At 41.8% G+C, this 20,984-nt stretch carries 18 protein-coding genes; 5 read left to right on the forward strand and 13 right to left on the reverse strand.

The window, feature by feature from the left end:
- Positions 1-9 precede the first annotated feature (9 nt).
- The 4 genes from ISX45_RS12615 to ISX45_RS12630 all read right to left on the reverse strand — a co-directional run bounded on the left by ISX45_RS12615 (position 10) and on the right by ISX45_RS12630 (position 5,106).
- Positions 10-1,971, reverse strand: a complete 1,962-nt coding sequence (locus ISX45_RS12615; protein ID WP_194519121.1) for a beta-propeller fold lactonase family protein — start codon at positions 1,969-1,971, stop codon at positions 10-12.
- Positions 1,972-2,078: 107 nt separating this feature from the next.
- Positions 2,079-4,160, reverse strand: a complete 2,082-nt coding sequence (locus ISX45_RS12620; protein WP_194519122.1) for a hypothetical protein — start codon at positions 4,158-4,160, stop codon at positions 2,079-2,081.
- 51 nt (positions 4,161-4,211) lie between these two features.
- On the reverse strand, positions 4,212-4,784 hold the full coding sequence (locus ISX45_RS12625; protein WP_194519123.1) for a hypothetical protein: 573 nt from the start codon (positions 4,782-4,784) through the stop codon (positions 4,212-4,214).
- A 25-nt stretch (positions 4,785-4,809) separates the two neighbouring features.
- The gene (locus ISX45_RS12630) at positions 4,810-5,106 is read right to left on the reverse strand and encodes a DUF2325 domain-containing protein (protein WP_181554814.1); all 297 of its coding nucleotides are present in this window, start codon (positions 5,104-5,106) and stop codon (positions 4,810-4,812) included.
- Positions 5,107-5,278: 172 nt separating this feature from the next.
- Here ISX45_RS12630 and ISX45_RS12635 point away from each other — a divergent pair, with 172 nt between their 5' ends.
- Complete coding sequence (locus ISX45_RS12635) at positions 5,279-5,440, forward strand: DUF1540 domain-containing protein (protein WP_181554815.1); 162 nt, start codon at positions 5,279-5,281, stop codon at positions 5,438-5,440.
- A gap of 78 nt (positions 5,441-5,518) precedes the next feature.
- Complete coding sequence (locus tag ISX45_RS12640) at positions 5,519-5,710, forward strand: hypothetical protein (RefSeq protein ID WP_181554816.1); 192 nt, start codon at positions 5,519-5,521, stop codon at positions 5,708-5,710.
- A 50-nt stretch (positions 5,711-5,760) separates the two neighbouring features.
- Here the strand turns inward: ISX45_RS12640 and menC are convergent, their stop codons facing one another.
- The 6 genes from menC to ISX45_RS12670 form a co-directional block, all read right to left on the reverse strand.
- Positions 5,761-6,870 carry an o-succinylbenzoate synthase gene (menC, locus tag ISX45_RS12645; RefSeq protein ID WP_194520702.1) on the reverse strand — a complete coding sequence of 370 codons (1,110 nt, stop codon included), beginning with the start codon at positions 6,868-6,870 and terminating at the stop codon, positions 5,761-5,763.
- Positions 6,870-8,348 carry an o-succinylbenzoate--CoA ligase gene (locus tag ISX45_RS12650; protein WP_194519124.1) on the reverse strand — a complete coding sequence of 493 codons (1,479 nt, stop codon included), beginning with the start codon at positions 8,346-8,348 and terminating at the stop codon, positions 6,870-6,872. Before ISX45_RS12650 ends, menC begins: the two co-directional genes overlap by 1 nt.
- A 123-nt stretch (positions 8,349-8,471) precedes the next feature.
- Entirely contained in the window at positions 8,472-9,290 is an 819-nt protein-coding gene (gene menB, locus ISX45_RS12655; RefSeq protein ID WP_181554819.1) for a 1,4-dihydroxy-2-naphthoyl-CoA synthase, read from the reverse strand.
- Positions 9,290-10,105, reverse strand: coding sequence for a 2-succinyl-6-hydroxy-2,4-cyclohexadiene-1-carboxylate synthase (gene menH / locus ISX45_RS12660; RefSeq protein WP_181554820.1), 816 nt, complete (start codon positions 10,103-10,105; stop codon positions 9,290-9,292). Before menH ends, menB begins: the two co-directional genes overlap by 1 nt.
- A complete protein-coding gene (gene menD, locus ISX45_RS12665) occupies positions 10,102-11,856 on the reverse strand; it encodes a 2-succinyl-5-enolpyruvyl-6-hydroxy-3-cyclohexene-1-carboxylic-acid synthase (RefSeq protein WP_194519125.1) in 1,755 nt (584 codons plus the stop codon). The genes menH and menD overlap by 4 nt, the downstream gene beginning before the upstream one ends.
- Positions 11,849-13,231: an isochorismate synthase gene (locus tag ISX45_RS12670; RefSeq protein ID WP_194519126.1), complete on the reverse strand. Its 1,383-nt coding sequence runs from the start codon at positions 13,229-13,231 to the stop codon at positions 11,849-11,851. The genes menD and ISX45_RS12670 overlap by 8 nt, the downstream gene beginning before the upstream one ends.
- A gap of 179 nt (positions 13,232-13,410) precedes the next feature.
- On the opposite strand from ISX45_RS12670, the gene ISX45_RS12675 reads away from it, so the two are divergent.
- The 3 genes from ISX45_RS12675 to ISX45_RS12685 all read left to right on the forward strand — a co-directional run bounded on the left by ISX45_RS12675 (position 13,411) and on the right by ISX45_RS12685 (position 16,074).
- Positions 13,411-14,349, forward strand: a complete 939-nt coding sequence (locus ISX45_RS12675; RefSeq protein ID WP_194519127.1) for a 1,4-dihydroxy-2-naphthoate polyprenyltransferase — start codon at positions 13,411-13,413, stop codon at positions 14,347-14,349.
- A gap of 83 nt (positions 14,350-14,432) precedes the next feature.
- The gene (locus ISX45_RS12680; protein ID WP_181554824.1) at positions 14,433-15,197 is read left to right on the forward strand and encodes a yteA family sporulation protein; all 765 of its coding nucleotides are present in this window, start codon (positions 14,433-14,435) and stop codon (positions 15,195-15,197) included.
- A gap of 82 nt (positions 15,198-15,279) precedes the next feature.
- Positions 15,280-16,074 carry a TIGR00266 family protein gene (locus ISX45_RS12685; RefSeq protein ID WP_194519128.1) on the forward strand — a complete coding sequence of 265 codons (795 nt, stop codon included), beginning with the start codon at positions 15,280-15,282 and terminating at the stop codon, positions 16,072-16,074.
- Positions 16,075-16,111: 37 nt separating this feature from the next.
- On the opposite strand, the gene ISX45_RS12690 is transcribed toward ISX45_RS12685, so the two are convergent.
- The 3 genes from ISX45_RS12690 to glgD are packed head-to-tail and all read right to left on the reverse strand — an operon-like array spanning position 16,112 to position 20,980.
- Positions 16,112-18,514, reverse strand: a complete 2,403-nt coding sequence (locus ISX45_RS12690; RefSeq protein ID WP_194519129.1) for a glycogen/starch/alpha-glucan phosphorylase — start codon at positions 18,512-18,514, stop codon at positions 16,112-16,114.
- Positions 18,504-19,955, reverse strand: a complete 1,452-nt coding sequence (gene glgA / locus ISX45_RS12695) for a glycogen synthase GlgA (protein WP_194519130.1) — start codon at positions 19,953-19,955, stop codon at positions 18,504-18,506. The genes ISX45_RS12690 and glgA overlap by 11 nt, the downstream gene beginning before the upstream one ends.
- Entirely contained in the window at positions 19,952-20,980 is a 1,029-nt protein-coding gene (gene glgD, locus ISX45_RS12700) for a glucose-1-phosphate adenylyltransferase subunit GlgD (protein WP_194519131.1), read from the reverse strand. Before glgD ends, glgA begins: the two co-directional genes overlap by 4 nt.
- Between the last annotated feature and the right edge of the window lie 4 nt (positions 20,981-20,984).

Genomic DNA, 20,984 nt, shown 5'->3' on the forward strand with positions numbered 1-20,984 from the left:
ACAGAGTGGCTACTCAATCGAACGCACATATTCGGCAATCGCCGCAATTTCTCCCGGAGTCAATGTCTCAACCTCTTTTGTTTGATGGCGCTCAATGGCTTCTTCAATCGTTTTCGCACTGCCGTCATGCAAGTAAGGAGCCGTTGCCCAGACGCCGCGCAATGTCGGTGTATCCCATTGTTTTGGTGTGCGCGGATTCGTAAAATGAGCCCGTGCATCCCCCTTAGAAGACTTGTCTTGTGGATTAGCAGTACCGATATCATGTAAATAGTCAGTATTCGCTGTCGTTAAATTTCCCTTTGCATCGACAGCTTTCGTACTGTCTGTAAAATATTCGCCGCCATGGCAGCTTAGGCAATTCCCTTTTCCGTTAAACAATTTCTCCCCTTCTTTTGCTTTGGCAGTCAAACTGCCATCTCGATTCCGATACGGACTTTTCGGAACAGGAAATGAATTCGGATCATTTAAGTAGGCCAGTATCGCGTCATACATATGTTGTACCTTCGGAGGCAGCGGTTTTCCTGGATCGAGATTCATCATTCCTCCCATTTCGTTTTGCACCGTATGAATGTAGTCGGTGAAATCATCACGGGAGCCATCCCACATAAACAATCCTGTTTTTGTCGCTAAAATGTTGCTTGGCACATTTCGTGGTCCTTTCGGTGTTAACAGCGTTAACTTATTAATGTCCCCATCGCTGTGGCAAGAAGCGCAACTCATCCAGTTATTTCCTGTGATATTAGTCGCAAATTCATCGCTATTGGCGCTGTAAAATATCGTTTTTCCTTCACGTACAAGCGGCGAAAGCGAATCTTTCGCAATTAAACGGATCGTGCCTTTTATCGCTTTCACTTTTGCATACGGGCTTTTTCCTCCCGTCTGAATTATTGCAAGGTCATGGCTCATCGCATTATGCACAAACAACGTCTTTCCATCTGGCGAAATGACAATCCCGCGCGGGTTGTTCCCTTCAATGCGGCGCAAAATTTGTGTCGCGTTCCCACCTCGTTGTAAATCAAATACAACTAAATCTTCACTCCCTGACATAATCGCATACGCCTTACTTCCATCTGGTTGAAAAGCGATATCGTATGGATTAGAGACAATGATCGTTTCATTTTTTACATCTGATACATTGATTTCTGCAAATAATTCCTTACGTTCGTCCGTTAGCTCTTCGTCTTTTTCAAGATCGATGACAGAGATAGCTGGAAAAACGGTTTCTTCAAAATTAATGGGTGTGTCAATGTTCGTTAATAAATGAGGCACATATGCTTTTTTTCCGTCCGGAGCAATAACAATTTGCTCGAGCGTATTTGGAATGCCTTGGCTTTTTTTACGATCAGCTTGATCTGGTGATGGAGCAAGCGCAATTTCTTTTATCACACGGTTTGTTTTCGTATCAATCACACTAATTTTCGCGTCTAAATACTCGGTAACATATAACTTTTTCCCGTCTGCCGTCAGCGCTAGCGCGCGCGGACGATCGCCGATGCTGATTTCTTTTTTCTCTTTTCCTGCTGCTAAATCAAATACGGATAGCGTACCGGAACGATAATTGGCGACATAGAGCGTTTTTCCATCTTGGCTTGTAACAAGCCCGAACGGCTCGATCCCGGTTTTTAAGTGATCGACGACTTTTTTTTCCTTAAGGGAAATGACATCAACTCGGTCATCATGCATACATGAGACGTATAGCCATTGTTCATCAGGACTTAATGCAAGTTGTCTTGGCTCCTTCCCAACTGGAATTTCAGCTTCCTTCTTTTTCGTCTTCGTATTAAGAATCGTCACTGAATTGACATCAATGTTAGCTATATATAACGTATCTCCTTTTTGGTTCATAGCAATATTATCGCTATGAACCGGATAATGGCGAACGACTTTTTTTTCTGATTCAAACACCGGGCTTGCCTGACAACCTGTTAACCATAGAAGCAGCAATATCCCAATGAATAAATATCGTTTCATCCTAATTCATGCTCCCCCGTTTTTAATTAACAAAAAATGAAAATCATTATCATTATATAAAGAAAAGCGGCAAATCTCAATGATTGCCGCTCAACTTTCATTTATTTTTAATGTTTTTCCTTGACTTCCACGTTTAGTAAAATCGGGGCGATTCCGTATTTTCCATGCCCAGCCTGTACTTGTGGCACGTGGTCACCATCTGTATTCCCGGATTTATCCCCTTTGATATATACATCGCCAGTATCCCAAAATTCGCTTGCTTGCATTCCTTCTTTCACGCTCGGACCGTCGATAATTCGATCATAAAAATCAACATACCGTGAAATGATCGTTTCCCTTTCTAATGACTTAATTGGTTTATCGGCTTCTGTGTTATTTAAGTTGTTTAACGCCACGCGGAGTACCCCTGATAGCGCTCCAGCGACAAACGGATTATATTTCATTTCGTCTTTTCCTGTTTTATAAACATGTAGCTGTTTGTCCCAGAAATGGTTATCCATCGCTTCATAAATCGTGCGTGCCGCATCGCGATATTGTTCGTCTTTTGTCGCTAAAAAGGCCGCTGTCAATCCGCGTATTGCCCCAAGTTGCGCAAGCAAGGTAGGTTCTGACTGCTCCACGCCTTCGCCAATAACAAAACCGTTAGCAACTAGTCCATCTTTTCTCATCAGTTTCGTCACAATAAAGTCAGCTTGTTTTTTTATCAATTCTAATGCGCGTTTCCCTTCCGCTGTACCGAGTCCTTTTGCATCTTCTCCGCTTGCATATCCAACCGGAAGACCGTCGATCGCACGTTCAAAAATGCGCAATGCTTCCATCGTATAGCCCGCTTGGAATGTGTCGATTCGCTTCCCTTGTTCATTTCCGTTATTCTCTTCGACAAACGCTCCTACTTCTGGATTAAAATGCATCATATCAATATTTTTAAACACTTGTAATAATACATCGCGATTCACAGAATAAGGGTCGGTAGACACAACATCATTGGATGGATTGTTATCAAGATTTTCTTTCGCTGCGCTTGGATATGGCGCTCCATCAAATACCGCTAAAAAGGCTGGATTTTGGTTTTTATTTTCTGGTCGTTGATCTGTTATGCCGTAAAATTCAGAGGCCGGCCAAAGCATGAGCCATTGGTCTTGAAGCAAGCTTCGCTGATCTTCCACGACCAATTGTTTGACATTTGGCGCTAACTCGTTTCCGTCCTCAACAACTTGAATTCTATGCGGCAAATAGACGAATCCTTTTGCAGGATCGTAGTGGCTTCCAGTTGCTTTCGTTAGTGTTTGTTGTTTCGCATTGTAAAATAAATGATCACGCACAAAGTTTAATTTGTTCCAAATCTCTTCGGTCAAAATCATTCCTTGCATACCATCGGCGGAACTGACCCCTAGCGCAATATTCTTATCTTTGTCATCGTTCGGTGTCTTTGCTTCCAGCTCTTCATCTTTGTCAACCGTATGAAATCCGCCTAAAAAATCTCCTGCCCAGAGCGCTTGTTTTAAAAATACGGCCCCGTAGGCAGATGGAGTTAATATTTTGTCCATTTTATCGCGATTCCAGCGCAACGATTGAAAATCTACTTGGTAAACTGGTACGTACGTTTTATCATCGTTTTCCGAGTATACCTCTGTATCCACTTTCTGAGCGTAGTGAGGGTCGCCGCTCGCATACTCAATCATCGTCGGAAACATATTTCGAAAAATCTCCTCGCGCGGATAACCGACGCTATCGGCTAACTCGTAAAACCGATCAGCTAATGCTTCGTCATTCCATTTATGTACTTTTTTCGCCCACTGTTCGGTTACCGGACCATGAATTAAATGAAGCCCTAACCCTGACTTTTCCGTGACCTCATACATCGCTTCCTCCGAATATTCGTACGATTCAATGCCAGCCGTATAGTCAAACTTTGTAGGTTTGTCTAATTTTCGAGCATCCAATACATCTAAATCAAGTCCTAACCCTTCCGCTAGTGGTTCTCCCGATAGCTCAAATTCCGAATAAGCAAACATATTACCGGCCGTATCAAACGTATAATCTGTCACTGGCACTTCGATATTCGCCGTCGTTCCCTTTTCTTTTTTATTGCTTCCTGTTGATTCGTGGTCGGACGTACAAGCAGAGGTAAGCAATAAGGAAGACATGAGCGCCGTTGCTGTCATTACCTTCCACGGTTTCTGTTTCATAATGACTCCCCCTATATGATAAAAAACGATTTTCATTCTCATTTATTTATTTTAATCAAAATCCCTGCCACACGTAAATAACTTTATTTTTGACACACGATGAAAAGCACTCAAAGACGATAAGCATTCAATATGTCTTGTACCGTTAAGAAGCGAACAAAATTCAATTTTTCTAGGAAGGAAGCCAAATTTTTGTGGACATGCTGTTAATATCATTTGTTTATAGTGACGGCAAAATGTTTCATCCTCTTCTAACAGGAATTTGCGAATGATCCATTCTCCGTTATCAATGTACGCCATATCAATATCTACATACGTTTTCCTCCATTTGGACTTACATTTGATTCTTTCAAATAAAAGCAATGGAGAACATTGCTTCTCAAAAAGCGGGTGTAAAAATTGCAAAAGATGATCCGTTGTTTTAGCGAGCACTGTATAGTAATGAAGGGGAGAATCAAATACATTTTGCTTAATATGCTTCCACTGTTTTTCTACAAGCGTTAAAATGAATGACACAGAACGTAATGAAGGAGCTGCTTGATAATATTGAATAATGATGTTTTGAACGGCTCTTTCGACAACTTGTTGCCATTCCTTATGAAGGTGATAGCTTACCGCCCTCATTTTATGTACCTCCACGCGCATTTATTTAATTTGCCTTCCTTACTTTCATTTTTTGAATCACAGGATGAATTGAGCTCCATGAACGTTTGACAAAATAAATCGGCTTTTCTTGGTTTTTCGCTTTTTGCTTAATCACTTTCGCTAAATTATGATTCACATAGTCTGTCATTACTAAAATCAGATCAATATGTTCTGGGATGCCTCTTTTCACCATATTTACCTTTCGTCCATCAAGATGAATGATCTCGTTAAATCCTGAACTCATTAATTTATCTGTAATCGTTCCTAAGTGATCTGCTCCTACCACTAGTAAAGATGACATCGCTATGTCCCTCCATCTATTTCATCGTTACTTTTATTCTAATTGAGAATGATTATCTATGTCAATCATAATGATAAACATTCTCAATAAAATTACTTATTGTTTCCGTTATAACTTTTTTTAAAACATGCAAACTAATCATGATTTTACTTATCAATGGAGGGAATAAAGCATGGCAAAAGATGTTCTCTGTGAAGTAAAAAATTGTCAATATTGGGCACAAGGAAATAAGTGCAGTGCTGAATCGATTTATGTCGTTAGCCACGTTGGAACAATGGCTTCCGACTCTACCGAAACAGACTGTAAAACCTTCATTCCTGCTAATGAAGCGTAGTCATGAACAATGGCCTTTAACCATTTCATGGTTAAAGGCGCCTTTTTACATAAAGTTGCAAAAGAGAGGCGACGTACAATGATGAAAAAAGAAAGCTTAATTAATGCGTTTAAAGAGGAAGTAAAACGTACCAATCAGATGACATTTCCTATCTGCGTCGACTCATTTACAAACCTGTGGCAATATGAATTTGGAACATTGGACGACTTACCAAAAGAAGTAGAAAAGCTCATTGCTCACCGGGCAATTGAATTAGGATTGATGGAATAAAAAGTCCCTTTCCAAAAACCACGAGGCTGTTCCTTTTATTGGAAGCAGCCTCATGATGCCGTATACGTTCGTTTATAGAGTGTGATTTCCTCTAAGCGTTTTCGATGAATGGAAACACCAATTCCTGCTTGCTTTGGAACTTCGACCATTCCGTTTTTTACAACGACTTCTGGAATAATAATATCTTCCTCCCAGTAACGTGACGAAGCAGAAATATCTCCCGGAATCGTAAAATGAGGCAAGGAGGCAAGAGCGATATTATGCGCACGTGAAATTCCCATCTCAAGCATTCCTCCGCACCAAACTGCGATTCCTTTCGCTTGACATAAATCATGAATCTTTTTCGCTTCATTCATACCGCCGACACGTCCAATTTTAATATTAATGACCTTGCAGCTCCCAAGTTCGATCGCTTTGCGCGCATCTTCACACGTTACAATGCTTTCATCTAAACAAATCGGCGTGGTCATTTGTTTTTGCAGCACGGCATGATCAACGATATCATCGGCAGCAAGCGGCTGTTCAATCATAAGCAATTGAAATTCATCAAGTGCTTGTAATTGTTGCAAATCGTTCAATGTATAAGCAGAATTGGCATCAACCATTAGTGAAATAGTTGGAAAATGGCGCCGGATTTCTTTTAACCATTCGTAGTCGTTTTCCGGTTTGATTTTTATTTTGATTCGTCGATACCCCTCTTGTACATAACGCTCGATCTGCCGTAAACAGTCGTCTATGCTTCTTGCTCCGACAGCAACCCCTACCTCAATCGTTGAACGGGTACCGCCAATGAGTTGAGAAAGTGAAACGCCCTGTTTTTTGGCAAAAAGATCCCATATCGCTGTTTCCAGTCCGGCTTTCGCCATATAGTTGCGTTTAATACTTGAGCATAAGGTGGTCACATCGCTTGGATGATGAATTTCTTTGGCGAGTACTTTCGGAATCAAAAAATCCTCGAGCATATGCCAGCTTGTTTTGACTGTTTCTTCTGTATACCAAGGGGAAGAAAAGGCAACCACCTCACCCCAACCAGTTGCTCCATCATTATCTTCGACTTCGACAATGATCGTTTCTCGTTGTTGCACCGTCTCTAGACTCGTCACAAAAGGAGACAATAAATTCATCGACACATGGTACAATGTTACTCTTTTAATGTTCATCATGTCTCCTCACTCTTTGGAATAAGTTGTAATAGCTGGCGCCGCAATAGTTTCTTTGCAGCATTTCGTGGCAATTCATCAACAAAGTAAATGTGTTTTGGCACTTTATATTTCGCTAACCGCTCTTGGCAAAACGCTTTTACTTGTGAGACGTTGACTGAATATCCCTCTTTTAACTTAATAAACGCACATGGCACTTGTCCCCATTTTTCGTCTGAAATTCCCGTTACTCCCGCTTCTTCAACAGCTTCATGAGAAAGCAGCACCGCCTCGATTTCTGCCGGATACACGTTCTCCCCGCCAGAAATAATTAAATCTGAACGGCGGTCTAATACATAAAGAAACCCTTCGTCATCGACGTAACCGATATCACCTGTATAAAACCATCCGTCACGAATTGCTCTTTTTGTTGCTTCTGGACGATGTAAATATCCTTTTGTAACATTTGGTCCTTTCACAACAATTTCTCCTGGCTCATACGGACGGACGATTTGTCCCTCGTTTTCGATACGAATTTGTGCTGGAAACAGCGGTTTTCCAGCAGATCCAAGCTTTGTAATGCTATATTCTGGGGCAAGTGTAACAATTTGCGATGCCGTTTCGGTCATTCCATATGTTTGATAAACAGGAATGCCTTTATCACGACATGCCTCTAACAGCGGTTGAGGAGCAGGTCCTCCTCCGAGCAACATGCAGCGAAACGTGTTCGGGTATGTCCGATCGCCAAGCTCAGCAATCATTTGTTGTAACATGGAGCTAACGACGGACATAACTGTGATATTTCCATTCATAATGATGTCATTTGCTTTGCCTGCATCAAATCGATTCATTACATACATGCTCATCCCGTAAATGACACTTCGCATAATAATTGACAGTCCACTAATATGGAAAAATGGAACAGCAGCCAGCCAGCAATCGTTTTCGTAAAGCCCTAAATTCAGAACTGAGCCAATGGCACTCCACCAATGGTTTCCGTATGTTTGCAGCACTCCTTTTGGTGTTCCTGTCGTTCCTGAGGTATACATAATCGTTGCCACATCATCGAAATGATATTCGTGTTGAAATTCGCATTCCTGCTCCGGCAACATAGACAGCTCGCTCGTTTTCATCATTTGAATCGTCGATATTTCATTCGCACACTTCTCGAATTCATCATCAAAAAACCAAAATTTCGCCCCGCTATCTTCCAATTGCCACAGTAGTTCATGAGAAGTTAACCTTGTATTTTGTAGTAACACAGTCGCTCCAATATAGTGAAGAGCATGAATCGTTTCAATCATGGCAATGCTATTTTTCATTAATAATGCAACGATATCACCTTTACGAACTCCTAGACTTGCCAATTGGCGAGCCCTTGTTACCACAGCTTCATGAAGCTCTGCAAACGTCTTTTGTCCTCGTTCATCTTGGACGGCGATGCGCTCAGGAGTTAAAAACGCCCGTTGCATTAACCAGTTCGGAATCGATGTCTGCATAAAAAACCTCTCCTTTTTCGATACAAAGAAACAGCTTGATGAAAATCATCAAGCTGTCTTATCAGCATAAACGAACTCCAAATACAACTAAGAGACAATGAAACGCGTCTGCTCCCGTTTTTCTTATGGGAAACGCGGGAATTGTTTGAAGTCTGGCTTGCGCTTTTCTTTGAACGCGTCTCTTCCTTCTTTCGCTTCGTCTGTTGTATAGAAAAGCAATGTCGCATCGCCAGCGAGTTGCTGGATACCTGCTAAACCGTCGGAATCCGCATTAAATGCCGCTTTTAAGAATCGAATTGCCGTTGGGCTTTTCTCTAAAATTTCTTCCGCCCATTTTACCGTTTCTTCTTCTAATTGCTCTAACGGCACGACTTTGTTGACAAGTCCCATTTCCAACGCTTCTTGTGCGTTGTATTGACGGCATAAATACCAAATTTCGCGCGCTTTTTTATGACCAACAATGCGAGCTAAATACCCTGCACCATATCCGCCGTCGAAGCTGCCCACTTTTGGGCCAGTTTGTCCAAAAATGGCGTTGTCAGCAGCAATCGTTAAATCACACACAACGTGTAAAACGTGACCACCGCCAATGGCATAACCTGCTACCATCGCAATAACAGGCTTTGGAATAACGCGGATTAAACGTTGCAAGTCTAACACATTTAAACGCGGAATTTGATCTTCTCCAACATATCCACCATGACCGCGTACTTTTTGGTCACCGCCAGAGCAGAATGCTTTTCCACCTGCTCCCGTTAAAATGATAACCCCAATTTTAGAATCATCGCGCGCGTATGAAAACGCGTCAATTAATTCTGCTACTGTTTTCGGACGGAACGCATTATGTACTTCCGGGCGGTTAATTGTAATTTTCGCAATGCCGTTGTATGTCTCGTACAAAATGTCTTCGTACTGACGTTCCGCTACCCACTCAATCGCCATCAAGCTCTTCCTCCTTTTTCGATAAACTCATTTACTATTTTAGCAAAAATCTGCCGTTGTTCCACATGAATTGCATGGCCTGCTCCGGAAATTTTCGCAATATAGGAATGGGGGAGAAGTTGAGCCATTTCCATAGCAATTTCACAAAACTTTCTATCTAATTCGCCGCAAATAAGCAATGTTGGTACCTTTACTTCTGACAGATGTTCCCACCATGAAGGCTGCTTCCCTGTTCCCATACCACGTAAACTATTTGCCAAGCCTTTAGCATTATTTTTTAACCGTTCAGCGCGAAGTTGTTGCTGCACTTCAGGTGACAACCGTTTTTGTGAGGCAAAAAGCGGGATGCTTTCCCATTTTTCAACAAATTGTTCAATACCATACTGCTCAATGTCTCTCGCTAACGCTTCATCACTTTTTACACGCACAAGTCTTTCTTCCAAGGTTCTCAGTCCGGGTGAGCTACTTTCTAAAATTAATTTCTTCACGCGATGAGGATAAAGAACCGCAAACGTAAGAGCAAGCCGCCCGCCCATTGAATAGCCTAATACATTGGTTGCTTGAACATATAAATGCTGCAATATTACATCAAGATCGGCAGCCACCCGATCGATTTCGTAACGTTCCACTTCATTCGGAGAATCGGTCAAACCGTGACCAACAATATCAACTAAAATTAGCTGCCACTGTTTCCATTGCGAAAGGAAAGGTTTCCACGTTTCTGTACTTCCCGTAAATCCATGCAACAATAAAAGTGGTTCTCCTTCTCCGTACACTTCAACATGATAAGAAACACCGTTTACTAAAATATTCATGATTTTCCCCTTTTTTCGAGAAATTCTCCTATTTCCCGGGAAACACTTTCCCACAAAAGACGATGTTTCATGACATTGTCTTGTCGAGATGTGCATAACTCGATAACGTGCAATCCGTTCGTTTCGATAGAATGTTTTACATGATGACGAAATTCATCCCATGTTTCAACTTTTCGATAATCTCCCTCGTACATCCGTACAACATGTTCAAACTGTAAATCGGTTGGCGTACCGAACAATGTTTCAAAATGTTTTTCTTGTGTTGCTTGCGGTAAAAATGAGAAAATGCCTCCCCCATTATTGTTAACGACAATAATAGTAGCATTCAAACGATGCAACTTGGCCGCTAATAATCCATTTAAATCGTGATAAAACGAAAGATCACCAATAACGAGTACAAGAGGCTCGGTCACAGTGCTTGCACCTAACGCGCTGGATACAACACCATCAATTCCATTCACACCTCGATTCGCTATCACACGAATTTGCTTATCACTCGTCATAAAAAACGTATCGGCATCACGTATTGGCATACTGTTGCCGACAAATAAAACCGAATGCTCCGGAAGTAATTCAGAAAGCTCAATAAATACTTTTCCTTCAAATAGCTGTTCTTCTTTTCCAGCTTCAAGAAGTGTTTCCTTCGCGATTTTGTTTACAGTTTGCCATGTCGTCGCCCATTCGCTTCCTCTTCTCTTTTGAGCACCTAATTCTACTAATCGGTTGCAAAATTCGATCTCATCACAATATACCATTTGAGAAGCCATCAGCGTCGGGTCACGCCAGCCGCCTTCTCCATCAACGACAATTTGCGTAATCGCTGGATGATATTTTAACAGGAGAAACAGCGACTTTGAAACCGGCATAGCACCAAAACGGATTACCACATCCGGCAACAGCGATGAAGCGATTTTCTCATCCTTTAAAATGGCATCATAGCTGTCAATAATATACTCTTTCGAATGCATTCCGTTGCGAAGCTGGGAAAGCGGATCAGCTAAAATCGGATAATCCAGTGTTTTTGCAAGCATTGTAACTGCCTCGGCAAATCCAGGCTTGTCCATCTCTCCACAAATAATTATTCCTTTTTCAACGCGAGCCAGTTGCTCATACAGCTGTTGAAACTGTTCATTCTCAAGCGTTCTTTTTCCAATAGAAACATCGATATAAGAAGACTCTTTCGCCTCGATTTGTTCCCACGTCTGTTCGGTAATCGTCGGCACAAGCGGTTCTCGAAAAGGAAAATTAAGATGAACGGGACCCGAAGGCGCGCTCATCGCTACCGCCGCTGCTCTCGCCGCCATAGTACGCGCATAGCGCAACATCTCCACTGATTTTTCTGGAAGTGCCATTTCAACAAACCATTTCGCATGCTTTCCATAAATATGAATCTGGTCAATCGCCTGCGGAGCACCAACGTCGCGAAGTTCATGTGGACGATCCGCCGTTAATACAATGAGCGGTACCCGTGAATAGTACGCCTCGACAACAGCTGGTAAATAGTTCGCCACAGCTGTTCCTGACGTACAAAGAAGCGCTACAGGTTTCCGTTTTGTTTTTGCCATTCCAAGCGCAAAAAAAGCTGCTGATCTTTCATCAATGTTCATATGTACACGCATTTTCGGGTGTTCGGCCATGACAATGGCAAAAGGGGTCGAGCGTGACCCCGGACTCACAACAACGTCTTTCACTCCCACTTTCACCATTTCATCAACGAATGCTGCTACATATAGTGTTAAATCTTCATTCATCTTGTTCCACTCCTAACGCGGACAACATTGGTTTGAATTTTACTCTCGTTTCTTCATATTCGCTGAGCGGTTCAGAATCGCCAACAATCCCGCATCCAGCAAAAATCGAAACTTCTTTTCCCTGCAACAGACCGGAACGAATGGCGACAGCAAACTCACCGTTTCCTGCTGTGTCGATCCAGCCGATCGGAGCCGCATACCATCCTCGATCTAGCGGCTCGATTTCGCGAATTTCTTTGAGCGCTTTCTCACGTGGTGTCCCTCCTAAGGCGGGGGTTGGATGCAGCCGTTCCACAAGCGAAAACAGCGAAACAGCATGACGACTTTCACCGATAACAGGGGTATATAAATGTTGAATATCTCGCATTTTTAACAATTGCGGTTCGGACGGAATCCGCACATTCTCGCACACTTCCATCATTGCTTCTTTAATCATATCAACCACGAAACGATGCTCACGAAGATTTTTCTCATCTTGTAATAGCCACCGTCCGAGTTGCTCATCTTCCTTTACCGTTTTTCCTCTGCGAATCGAACCAGCTAAACATGTTGAATAACATGTCATTCCTTCTCTTTTTACAAGCTGCTCAGGTGACGCTCCTACAAAACAGTTTCCTTTATCCTCAAAGGCAAAAAGATAACTTAATGGCTGTTGCTCCCGCAGTCGTTGCAAGACAACGCTCGGCTCGATTCTATCGTCAAACCATAAACGAGCTTCCCTTGCCAACACAACTTTATCCAACTCGCCTTCACGAATATCATGAATGGCTTTTTGCACGGCAGAAATCCATTCATGTTTCGCCATTTCTTCGTATGTTTGACATGAAGCTGAAAGAGCCATTAACGAATCTTGTCCATTATATAACAAAGTAAGTAGTTGACCGATCTTTTCAATAATTTGTTCATGATTTTGAGAAGGTACTGTAATTGTTAATGTCATACGTCCTTTTTTTACCGATAGCAATACCGCCGGAACGATTAACTTCGCATCAGGAAAGTGAGCCCACCGCTCTGTTTTTCGCTTTAATGGGTCAAACGAAAACCCACCAAATAGTAAAGGAGCGGCTTCCGTTCCATTATGGTGAGTCATTACCTTCTCCGTAAAACGCTTCCATTCCGATTCAACCATATGAAAGCGATGCTCATTTCCTGTTGTCTCGATCGAGTATGTACAGCCAAGTCCAACATAAACCGTTTCATTGGATCGATCGGACCAATAAAACCGTTGACGAAAAGAACACGTTTCCCCTAAGGCAAAAAAATGAAAAGGATCTACGTCGTCTATTTCTTGGCTCCAACTAAAAAACGGTTGACTAGCTGTTTTTCCTATCATATACAATTGCTCTTGAATTTTATGTTGATATAAAGTCGCCACTGTAATCCCGCTTTCTTGTATTACTTAAAATTGAAAACACGATCTACTTCTCATTATATATAATAGGAAATGATTTATCTATTCGTAAGGGGTTGACACTTTTTGAACGTTTCCCTACACTTATTGTGAATGTTTTTTGAGCACTACTTTTCTTTTATCCTAATATAAGGGGTATGAATATGCAATCACCGTTGCAAACAAACCATCATTCATCCATGTTAAAATATCGGCGAGATTGGCGTGTTTGGTGGAGGTTGACGCGTCCGCATACATTAACAGCGGCTTTTGTTCCGGTCTCTATTGGTACAGCATTAGCCTTTCATGAAACGTCCATTCGCGTTTCATTGTTTATCGCGATGCTTGTCGCTTCTTTGTTAATTCAAGCGGCAACTAATATGTTTAATGAGTATTATGATTACAAGCGAGGGCTTGATTCCCCTGAATCGGTCGGCATTGGGGGAGCGATTGTTCGTGAAGGAGTTCATCCGAAAACTGTATTGTCCCTAGCGATCTCCTTCTTTGCCGTCGCTATGCTCATCGGTGTGTACATTTGTATGAACAGCAGCTGGTGGCTCGCTCTCGTTGGCTCCATCTGTATGGCCGCTGGATACTTTTATACAGGCGGTCCGGTGCCGATTGCATATACACCATTTGGGGAACTAGCTGCAGGTTTTTTTATGGGACTTTTGATTATTTTAATTTCATTCTTTATTCAAACAGGAGAGATAACAAGCGTTGCCATTTTCGTTTCGATTCCAATTGCGATTTTAGTTGGGGCGATTTTATTAGCCAATAATATCCGCGACCTTGATGGCGATAAAAAAAATGGGCGGAAGACGCTGGCGATTTTAGTCGGCCGTATCAACGCAATTCGCATTCTAGCAGGCATGTTCACGGTATCCTTTATTTGGATGGTCGGTTTAGTTGTCTTACATGTCGTCTCTCCGTGGACATTACTCGTCTTTTTTAGCGTTCCAAAAGCAATTGCTGCCGCTAAAGGATTTATCGGAAAAACGCAGCCAATTGATATGATGCCAGCGATGAAAGCAACTGCACAAACAAACACACAATTCGGCTGTTTATTAGCACTTGGATTGCTAATTAGCCATTGGCTCTAACACGGTCTGATTGGCCGTGTTTTTTTTGGTTTTTGGTTCATACTACATGATAAAGGTTTCATTCAAGGAAGGGGACATTAATCATGTTAACGAACGAGCAGCTATCTGCCTTCCAGACACAGCTTCTTAAGGCAAAACGAGAACTTGAAGAGCGTTTACGCCAAAATGACCATTTTGGAAAGGAACGGAGTCATGCCCATGACTCCGTCGGCGAGTTAGCCAGCTATGATAATCATCCAGCTGATGAAGCGACAGAACTTTATGAACGCGAGAAAGATATCGCTCTCAACGAGCACGCAGAAAGAGAATTAAAAGAGATTGAACATGCACTTGAAGCAATCAAAAACGGCACATATGGCACATGCCAAATATGCGGAAACCCTATTCCGCATGAACGACTTGAAGCATTACCGACGACAACCTATTGCAAAGAGCATAGTCCAGATCAAGTCGTTTCCCAAAAACGGCCTCTTGAAGAAGAAGTGCTCATGCCTCCGTTTGGAAAATTTGATTTCGATGACCGCGCTGAGGCGGAAACATACGATGCCGAAGATGCTTGGCAAGAGGTGGCCCGCTACGGCACATCAGACACTCCATCGGATTTAGGAAAAAATGTTGACTATTATGGTGAAGTATACGCTGAATCGGAAGAAAACGTCGGATACGTCGAGGATTTAGAAAACTTCGCCGCCGTCGACTTGTATGGCAAACATGTCACTGTTTATCCAACGCGGGAACATGAGCAATTAGAAAATATTTTAGACGACGAAGGGATTATGTCCAATATCGGCGATTTACCAGCCTATGAAAAAGATCCTTATACAAAAGATAAAGACCATCCGCTCTGATGGTCTTTTTCCCTGTTTTGAAACAAAAAGGGATTGTATTCCGTATAAAAAGTGATGAAAAAATCATATTGAGGTGAACAGAATGAATGCACATGAAATTGATTACAAACTGTATGGAGATGACATGCAGTTTGTCGAGATTGAATTAGACCCGAACGAAAGCGTTATTGCGGAAGCAGGCGGGATGATGATGATGGAAGATGGAATTGAAATGGAAACGGTTTTTGGTGATGGATCAAGCTTTGGCAAAGGATTTTTGAACAAGCTGGTCGGTGCAGGAAGACGTCTATTAACAGGAGAAAGTTTGTTCATGACCGTTTTTACGAATGCAGGAACAGGTAAGCGCCGCGTTTCCTTTGCTGCTCCGTATCCAGGAAAAATTATCCCAATGGACTTAAGTCAGCTGGGCGGTAAAGTCATTTGTCAAAAAGATTCTTTCCTTTGCGCAGCAAAAGGTGTTTCCATCGGGATTGATTTTCAGCGCAAGCTCGGAACCGGCTTTTTTGGCGGTGAAGGGTTTATTATGCAAAAACTCGAAGGAGACGGCCTTGCCTTTTTACACGCCGGCGGAACAATTTATGAGCGCCACCTTCAACCAGGCGAAAAATTGCGAATTGATACCGGCTGCTTAGTAGCAATGACAAAAGAAGTTGATTACGACATTGAGTATGTAGGCAAAATTAAAACCGCCTTTTTCGGAGGGGAAGGATTGTTTTTTGCTACATTAACAGGGCCGGGAACGGTTTGGGTACAATCGTTACCGTTTAGTCGTCTCGCTGACCGGATTATTGCTGCCGCTCCAAGCGCAGGCGGTCGCTCCGTTGGCGAAGGAAGCATTCTCGGTTCCATTGGTGATTTGCTAAATGGCGATGATTAATTCCATGCGGAGGGCTTATGATTCAAAGCCCTCCTTTTTACCCGTCAATCGGTTGAATCTTCCATATTCCATTCGCGTATTCTTGAATCGTTCGATCGCTGGAAAAATAACCGGAATGGGCAATATTGACTGCACTCATCCGTAACCACTTTTCACGTTGTTGATATTCCTTTCCGACCCGCTCCTGTGCCTCCACATAAGAGGCAAAATCACGCAGTACAAAATATTCGTCATTTTGCATTAAAAGGGAATCGTAAATCGGCTCAAAATGATCGTGAGCGTCTGGAAAAAATCCGTTGACAAGCTGGTCGACAACTTGTTTAATTCGCTTATCATAATGGTAATATTCATGCGAACGATATCCCCCATTTTGATAATAGCGCAACACTTCTTCCGCTGTAAGTCCAAATATAAATATATTTTCTTCGCCAACTGCTTCCAAAATCTCAATATTCGCTCCATCGAGCGTTCCAAGGGTGATCGCCCCGTTCATCATAAATTTCATGTTGCCGGTACCAGATGCTTCTTTGCTCGCTGTTGAAATTTGTTCACTCACATCAGCAGCAGGGAAAATTTCTTCCGCCAGCGAAACACGATAGTTTTCTAAAAAAATGACTTTTAGTTGCTCGTTCGTTTGTCGGTCACTGTTTACTTTATCAGCGAGGGAATTAATAAGCTTAATAATTCGTTTTGCATAATAATATCCCGGTGAGGCTTTTGCCCCAAAAATAAACGTGCGTGGATAAATCGAAAAACTAGAATCCTCTTTGAGGCGGTTATATAAATACATAATATGGAGCACATTTAATAACTGCCTCTTGTAAGCATGAAGGCGTTTGACTTGCACATCGAAAATAGAAGACTCGTTCACAACAACCCCTGTTTGCTCATAAATGCGCCTAGCTAACATTGTTTTTCTCTGTCGTTTTACTTTTGCTAGCTCTTGTTGAAATGAAGCATCGCCGGCGTATGGTTTTAAATCAATTAATTTTTCTGGTTCTTTAATCCATTTATCTCCGATCGTATTTATAATCAATTTAGAAAGCTGCGGATTTGCTTTTAACAGCCAGCGGCGATGAGTAATCCCGTTCGTTTTATTATTAAACTTTTGCGGCCAAAACTCATGAAACAACCTCATTTCCCGCTTCTTTAAAATGTCCGAATGCAATTTTGCTACTCCATTGACGCTATAGCTGCCCACAATCGCTAAATGCGCCATTTTTACAAGATCATGAGCGATAATCGCCATCTCTTCAATCCGTTTCCACTCTCCTGGATATCGATTCCAGAGCTCACGGCAAAAACGTTCATTGATTTCCTCGACAATCATATAAATGCGCGGCAAAAGCGGCCGAAAAATATGAATCGGCCATTTTTCCAGCGCCTCTGATAACGTTGTATGGTTTGTATAAGAAATCGTATTAGTGGTAATATGCCATGCATCTTCCCAGCTCATTCCTTCTTCATCTAGTAAAATTCTCATAAGTTCGGGAATGGCTAAGACAGGATGTGTATCGTTCACATGAATGGCGACATGTTTATGCAACTCGTATAAATGCCCATATTGACGGCGATGAGCGCGCACAATGCTCCCTACACTTGCCGCGACAAGAAAGTATTGTTGCTTTAACCGTAATATTTTTCCTTCATCATGTGTGTCATCTGGATATAAAAATTCCGAGATTGCCTCTGTTTCTCGTTTATATTGCATGACGCTTTTATGAATGGGAAACGTTTTGGCAGGTTCCGCACTCCAAAGCCGTAACGTATTAATCGTTTTTGTATCATAGCCAATCACAGGCATATCATACGGAACTGCCATCACTTTTTCGCTATCGACATGCCGAAACGTCAAGCGACCGTTGATATGTGACATTTCGACTTTGCCCCAAAAACTGACTTCTACAGCTAAATCTTCTTTTCTTACTTCCCATACGTTTCCATGCCTTAGCCACTGCTCTGGCAGTTCAACTTGATAACCATCCACAATCTTTTGATCAAACAGTCCGTGTTTATAGCGAATCCCACAGCCATGTCCCGGCAAATTTAGCGAAGCAAGTGAATCTAAAAAACAAGCAGCAAGGCGGCCAAGACCGCCGTTTCCTAGTCCTGCGTCCGCCTCGCTCTCCTCTATTTCCTGCAAATCAATTCCTAGCTCTCGCAACCCCTCTTCAACGATGTCACGAATGCCAAGATTTAATAAATTGCTCCCAAGAAGGCGTCCTAGCAAAAATTCGATTGATAAATAGTACACTTGTTTTTGCTTTTTCGCGCGATTGCGTTCATTTGTCTGGATCCAATGCTGGCTTATATATTCACGCACCATATTCCCCAGTGTGTTGTATTGGTCGCGCACAGTTGACTCTTCAAACCGTTTGCCATACATCATTTCAAGCCGTTTTAAAAAAACATTCTTAAATTCTTCTTTGCTAGAGAACATGGCTTCCACTCCCAGTCATTAAATCCGCATATAACTGGTTATACTTAAATGCTGATTGTGCCCAGCTGTAATCTCGGCTCATCGCTTCTTTCACAATTTTTTCCCATACATCTTTTTGCTCATAAAAGGAAAGTGCTCGACGAATTGTATATAACATGTCGTGAGCATTAAAGTTTTTAAAACTAAACCCGTTTCCTTCCCCTGTAAATTCATTGAACGACTGTACTGTGTCATTTAATCCGCCCGTTTCCCGCACAATCGGAATGGCTCCGTATTGAAGCGCAATGAGCTGCCCTAGTCCGCATGGTTCAAACTTTGACGGCATTAAAAATAAGTCTGCCCCTGCATAAATTTTATGCGCTAATTCTTCGTTAAATCCAATATATACTTTCACTTGCTCAGGATATGTAGCTGCCATTTCGCTAAAAAAGTGCTCGAACTCCCAATCCCCTGTGCCAAGGACAATAAACTGAACGTTCTCCGCCAAAATGTCATGAAATACGCACTTGACTAAATCAAGACCTTTTTGTTTCGTTAACCGCGTGACCATTGCGATGATCGGCACATCTTCTTCAGTAGATAATCCAAAATGTTCTTGAAGAGCATGTTTGTTAATTCCTTTTCTTGCGATCGTCGAATGGTCATAAGGCACAGCAATATAAGGGTCCTTTTTCGGATTATAAATCTCATCATCAATCCCGTTCAAAATTCCAATTAAGTCCCGTTGGCGCGCTCGCAATAATCCATCGAGCCTTTCTCCGTAATACTCCGTTTGGATTTCTTCTTTATATGTAGGGCTAACAGTCGTAATGACATCCGCAGACACAAGTGCTGCTTTCATAAAACTCACATTTCCATAAAACTCTAAATACTCGATAGTAAAATATCGATCGCTTAAATTTAGTAAATCTCCTAAAATTTCACGTGGGAAAATTCCTTGAAATTGTAAATTATGAATGGTAAATACTGTACGAATCTGTTCATAAAATGAATTTTTCTTATATTCTTCCCGCAACAAAAACGGAATCATCCCCGTATGCCAGTCATGACAATGAATAATATCCGGCTGAAACGGAATCGCAGGAAGTGCGTCTAAAACTGCACGACAAAAATACGAAAAGCGTTCCCCATCATCGTAATATCCATACAATTGATCACGCTTAAAATAATATTCGTTGTCGACAAAATAATAAATCACTCCTTGATGTTCAAGCATTTCAATTCCGCAATATTGCCGTCTCCATCCTACTCTCACAACAAGTTGGGTGATTTTTCTCATTTGTTTTTTGTACTCTTCTGGAATGGTTCCGTATTTTGGCAGCATCACACGAATATCCGTTCCTAATTGTTTCAATTCTTTCGGCAACGCTCCTGCAACGTCCGCTAATCCACCTGATTTCACAAATGGTACGCATTCTGACACGACAAATAAAATGTTCATAAGTTTATCATCTCTCCTTGTACCGTTCCTTTACGAACGACAAATGGTTGTCGCTCTGTTCCTTGTAATTTCACATCATTTTCTACCTTAACATCTTTATCAATAATAACCCTATCAAGCTCACATTGTTTACCAATTTGGCTTTTTTGCATAATAATACTATTTTTCACTACTGTTCCTTTTCCAATTTTTACAGCTCGAAAAATAATGCTGTTTTCAACATGTCCTTCAATGATACAACCATTAGCAATCATCGAATTTTTCACAACGGCACTGGCTGTATATTTCGTTGGGGGCTCATCCTTTACTTTTGTATAAATGGGGCGTGACTTCACAAACAATTGCCGCCAAACAGCCGGATCAAGCAATTCCATACTATGCTGGAAATAATGTTCAATCGAATCGATCACAGCAACATAGCCATGATGTTCGTAGTCACAAATTTTCAACTGATGGCGATGATCACGAACGACATCAACAATACTGTTATAGCCCGTCTGAGCATGATTGGCAATTAAATCAAGCAAAAGTGATGTTTCTAATACAAACATTTCCAGCGATCTTCCTTGATAACGTACTTCGGTAATATCACATTGATTGTCAATATGTCGCTTTAGCACCGCCTGGTAATCAATATTGCAAACGGTATAGCTATTACAAATTAACGCATACTTTTGCTTGCTTCGTAAAAAATAATCTATATGTTGTTCAAAATGTGGGAAGGCACCTATATGAGGGGAAGGAATATTCAAATCAGGAGAAGGAAAGAAAAATAATCCATCGCGTTTTCGATTTAAGTCCCAGTTTTTCCCTGATCCTAAATGGTCCATTAAAGAGCGATATTGATACTTGGGAAAAATGGCTATACTCTCAATCCCGGAGTTCACCATGTTGGATAGAACAAAATCAATTAGGCGGTATCGTCCCGCAAACGGAACAGCGGCAACAGAACGGTGTAACGTTAATTGCTGAAGCGGCTCCATGTAGGTTGTGGCATCAATGATACCTAACATCATTTTATTCATTGTT

The organism is Thermaerobacillus caldiproteolyticus (assembly GCF_015326725.1).
Lineage (GTDB): Bacteria > Bacillota > Bacilli > Bacillales > Anoxybacillaceae > Thermaerobacillus > Thermaerobacillus caldiproteolyticus.

What these genes read in the sequence shown, in the direction of transcription:
- ISX45_RS12640 (WP_181554816.1), top strand. Translation starts at nt 5,519, where the DNA reads ATGATGAAAAAAGAAAGCTTAATTAATGCGTTTAAAGAGGAAGTAAAA.
- ISX45_RS12630 (WP_181554814.1), bottom strand. Translation starts at nt 5,106, where the DNA reads ATGTCATCTTTACTAGTGGTAGGAGCAGATCACTTAGGAACGATTACA.
- ISX45_RS12635 (WP_181554815.1), top strand. Translation starts at nt 5,279, where the DNA reads ATGGCAAAAGATGTTCTCTGTGAAGTAAAAAATTGTCAATATTGGGCA.
- ISX45_RS12620 (WP_194519122.1), bottom strand. Translation starts at nt 4,160, where the DNA reads ATGAAACAGAAACCGTGGAAGGTAATGACAGCAACGGCGCTCATGTCT.
- menH (WP_181554820.1), bottom strand. Translation starts at nt 10,105, where the DNA reads ATGAATATTTTAGTAAACGGTGTTTCTTATCATGTTGAAGTGTACGGA.
- ISX45_RS12685 (WP_194519128.1), top strand. Translation starts at nt 15,280, where the DNA reads ATGAATGCACATGAAATTGATTACAAACTGTATGGAGATGACATGCAG.
- ISX45_RS12675 (WP_194519127.1), top strand. Translation starts at nt 13,411, where the DNA reads ATGCAATCACCGTTGCAAACAAACCATCATTCATCCATGTTAAAATAT.
- menC (WP_194520702.1), bottom strand. Translation starts at nt 6,870, where the DNA reads ATGAACATTAAAAGAGTAACATTGTACCATGTGTCGATGAATTTATTG.
- ISX45_RS12690 (WP_194519129.1), bottom strand. Translation starts at nt 18,514, where the DNA reads ATGTTCTCTAGCAAAGAAGAATTTAAGAATGTTTTTTTAAAACGGCTT.
- ISX45_RS12680 (WP_181554824.1), top strand. Translation starts at nt 14,433, where the DNA reads ATGTTAACGAACGAGCAGCTATCTGCCTTCCAGACACAGCTTCTTAAG.
- ISX45_RS12650 (WP_194519124.1), bottom strand. Translation starts at nt 8,348, where the DNA reads ATGCAGACATCGATTCCGAACTGGTTAATGCAACGGGCGTTTTTAACT.
- glgA (WP_194519130.1), bottom strand. Translation starts at nt 19,955, where the DNA reads ATGAACATTTTATTTGTCGTGTCAGAATGCGTACCATTTGTGAAATCA.
- menB (WP_181554819.1), bottom strand. Translation starts at nt 9,290, where the DNA reads ATGGCGATTGAGTGGGTAGCGGAACGTCAGTACGAAGACATTTTGTAC.
- ISX45_RS12625 (WP_194519123.1), bottom strand. Translation starts at nt 4,784, where the DNA reads ATGAGGGCGGTAAGCTATCACCTTCATAAGGAATGGCAACAAGTTGTC.
- ISX45_RS12615 (WP_194519121.1), bottom strand. Translation starts at nt 1,971, where the DNA reads ATGAAACGATATTTATTCATTGGGATATTGCTGCTTCTATGGTTAACA.
- glgD (WP_194519131.1), bottom strand. Translation starts at nt 20,980, where the DNA reads ATGAATAAAATGATGTTAGGTATCATTGATGCCACAACCTACATGGAG.
- menD (WP_194519125.1), bottom strand. Translation starts at nt 11,856, where the DNA reads ATGAATGAAGATTTAACACTATATGTAGCAGCATTCGTTGATGAAATG.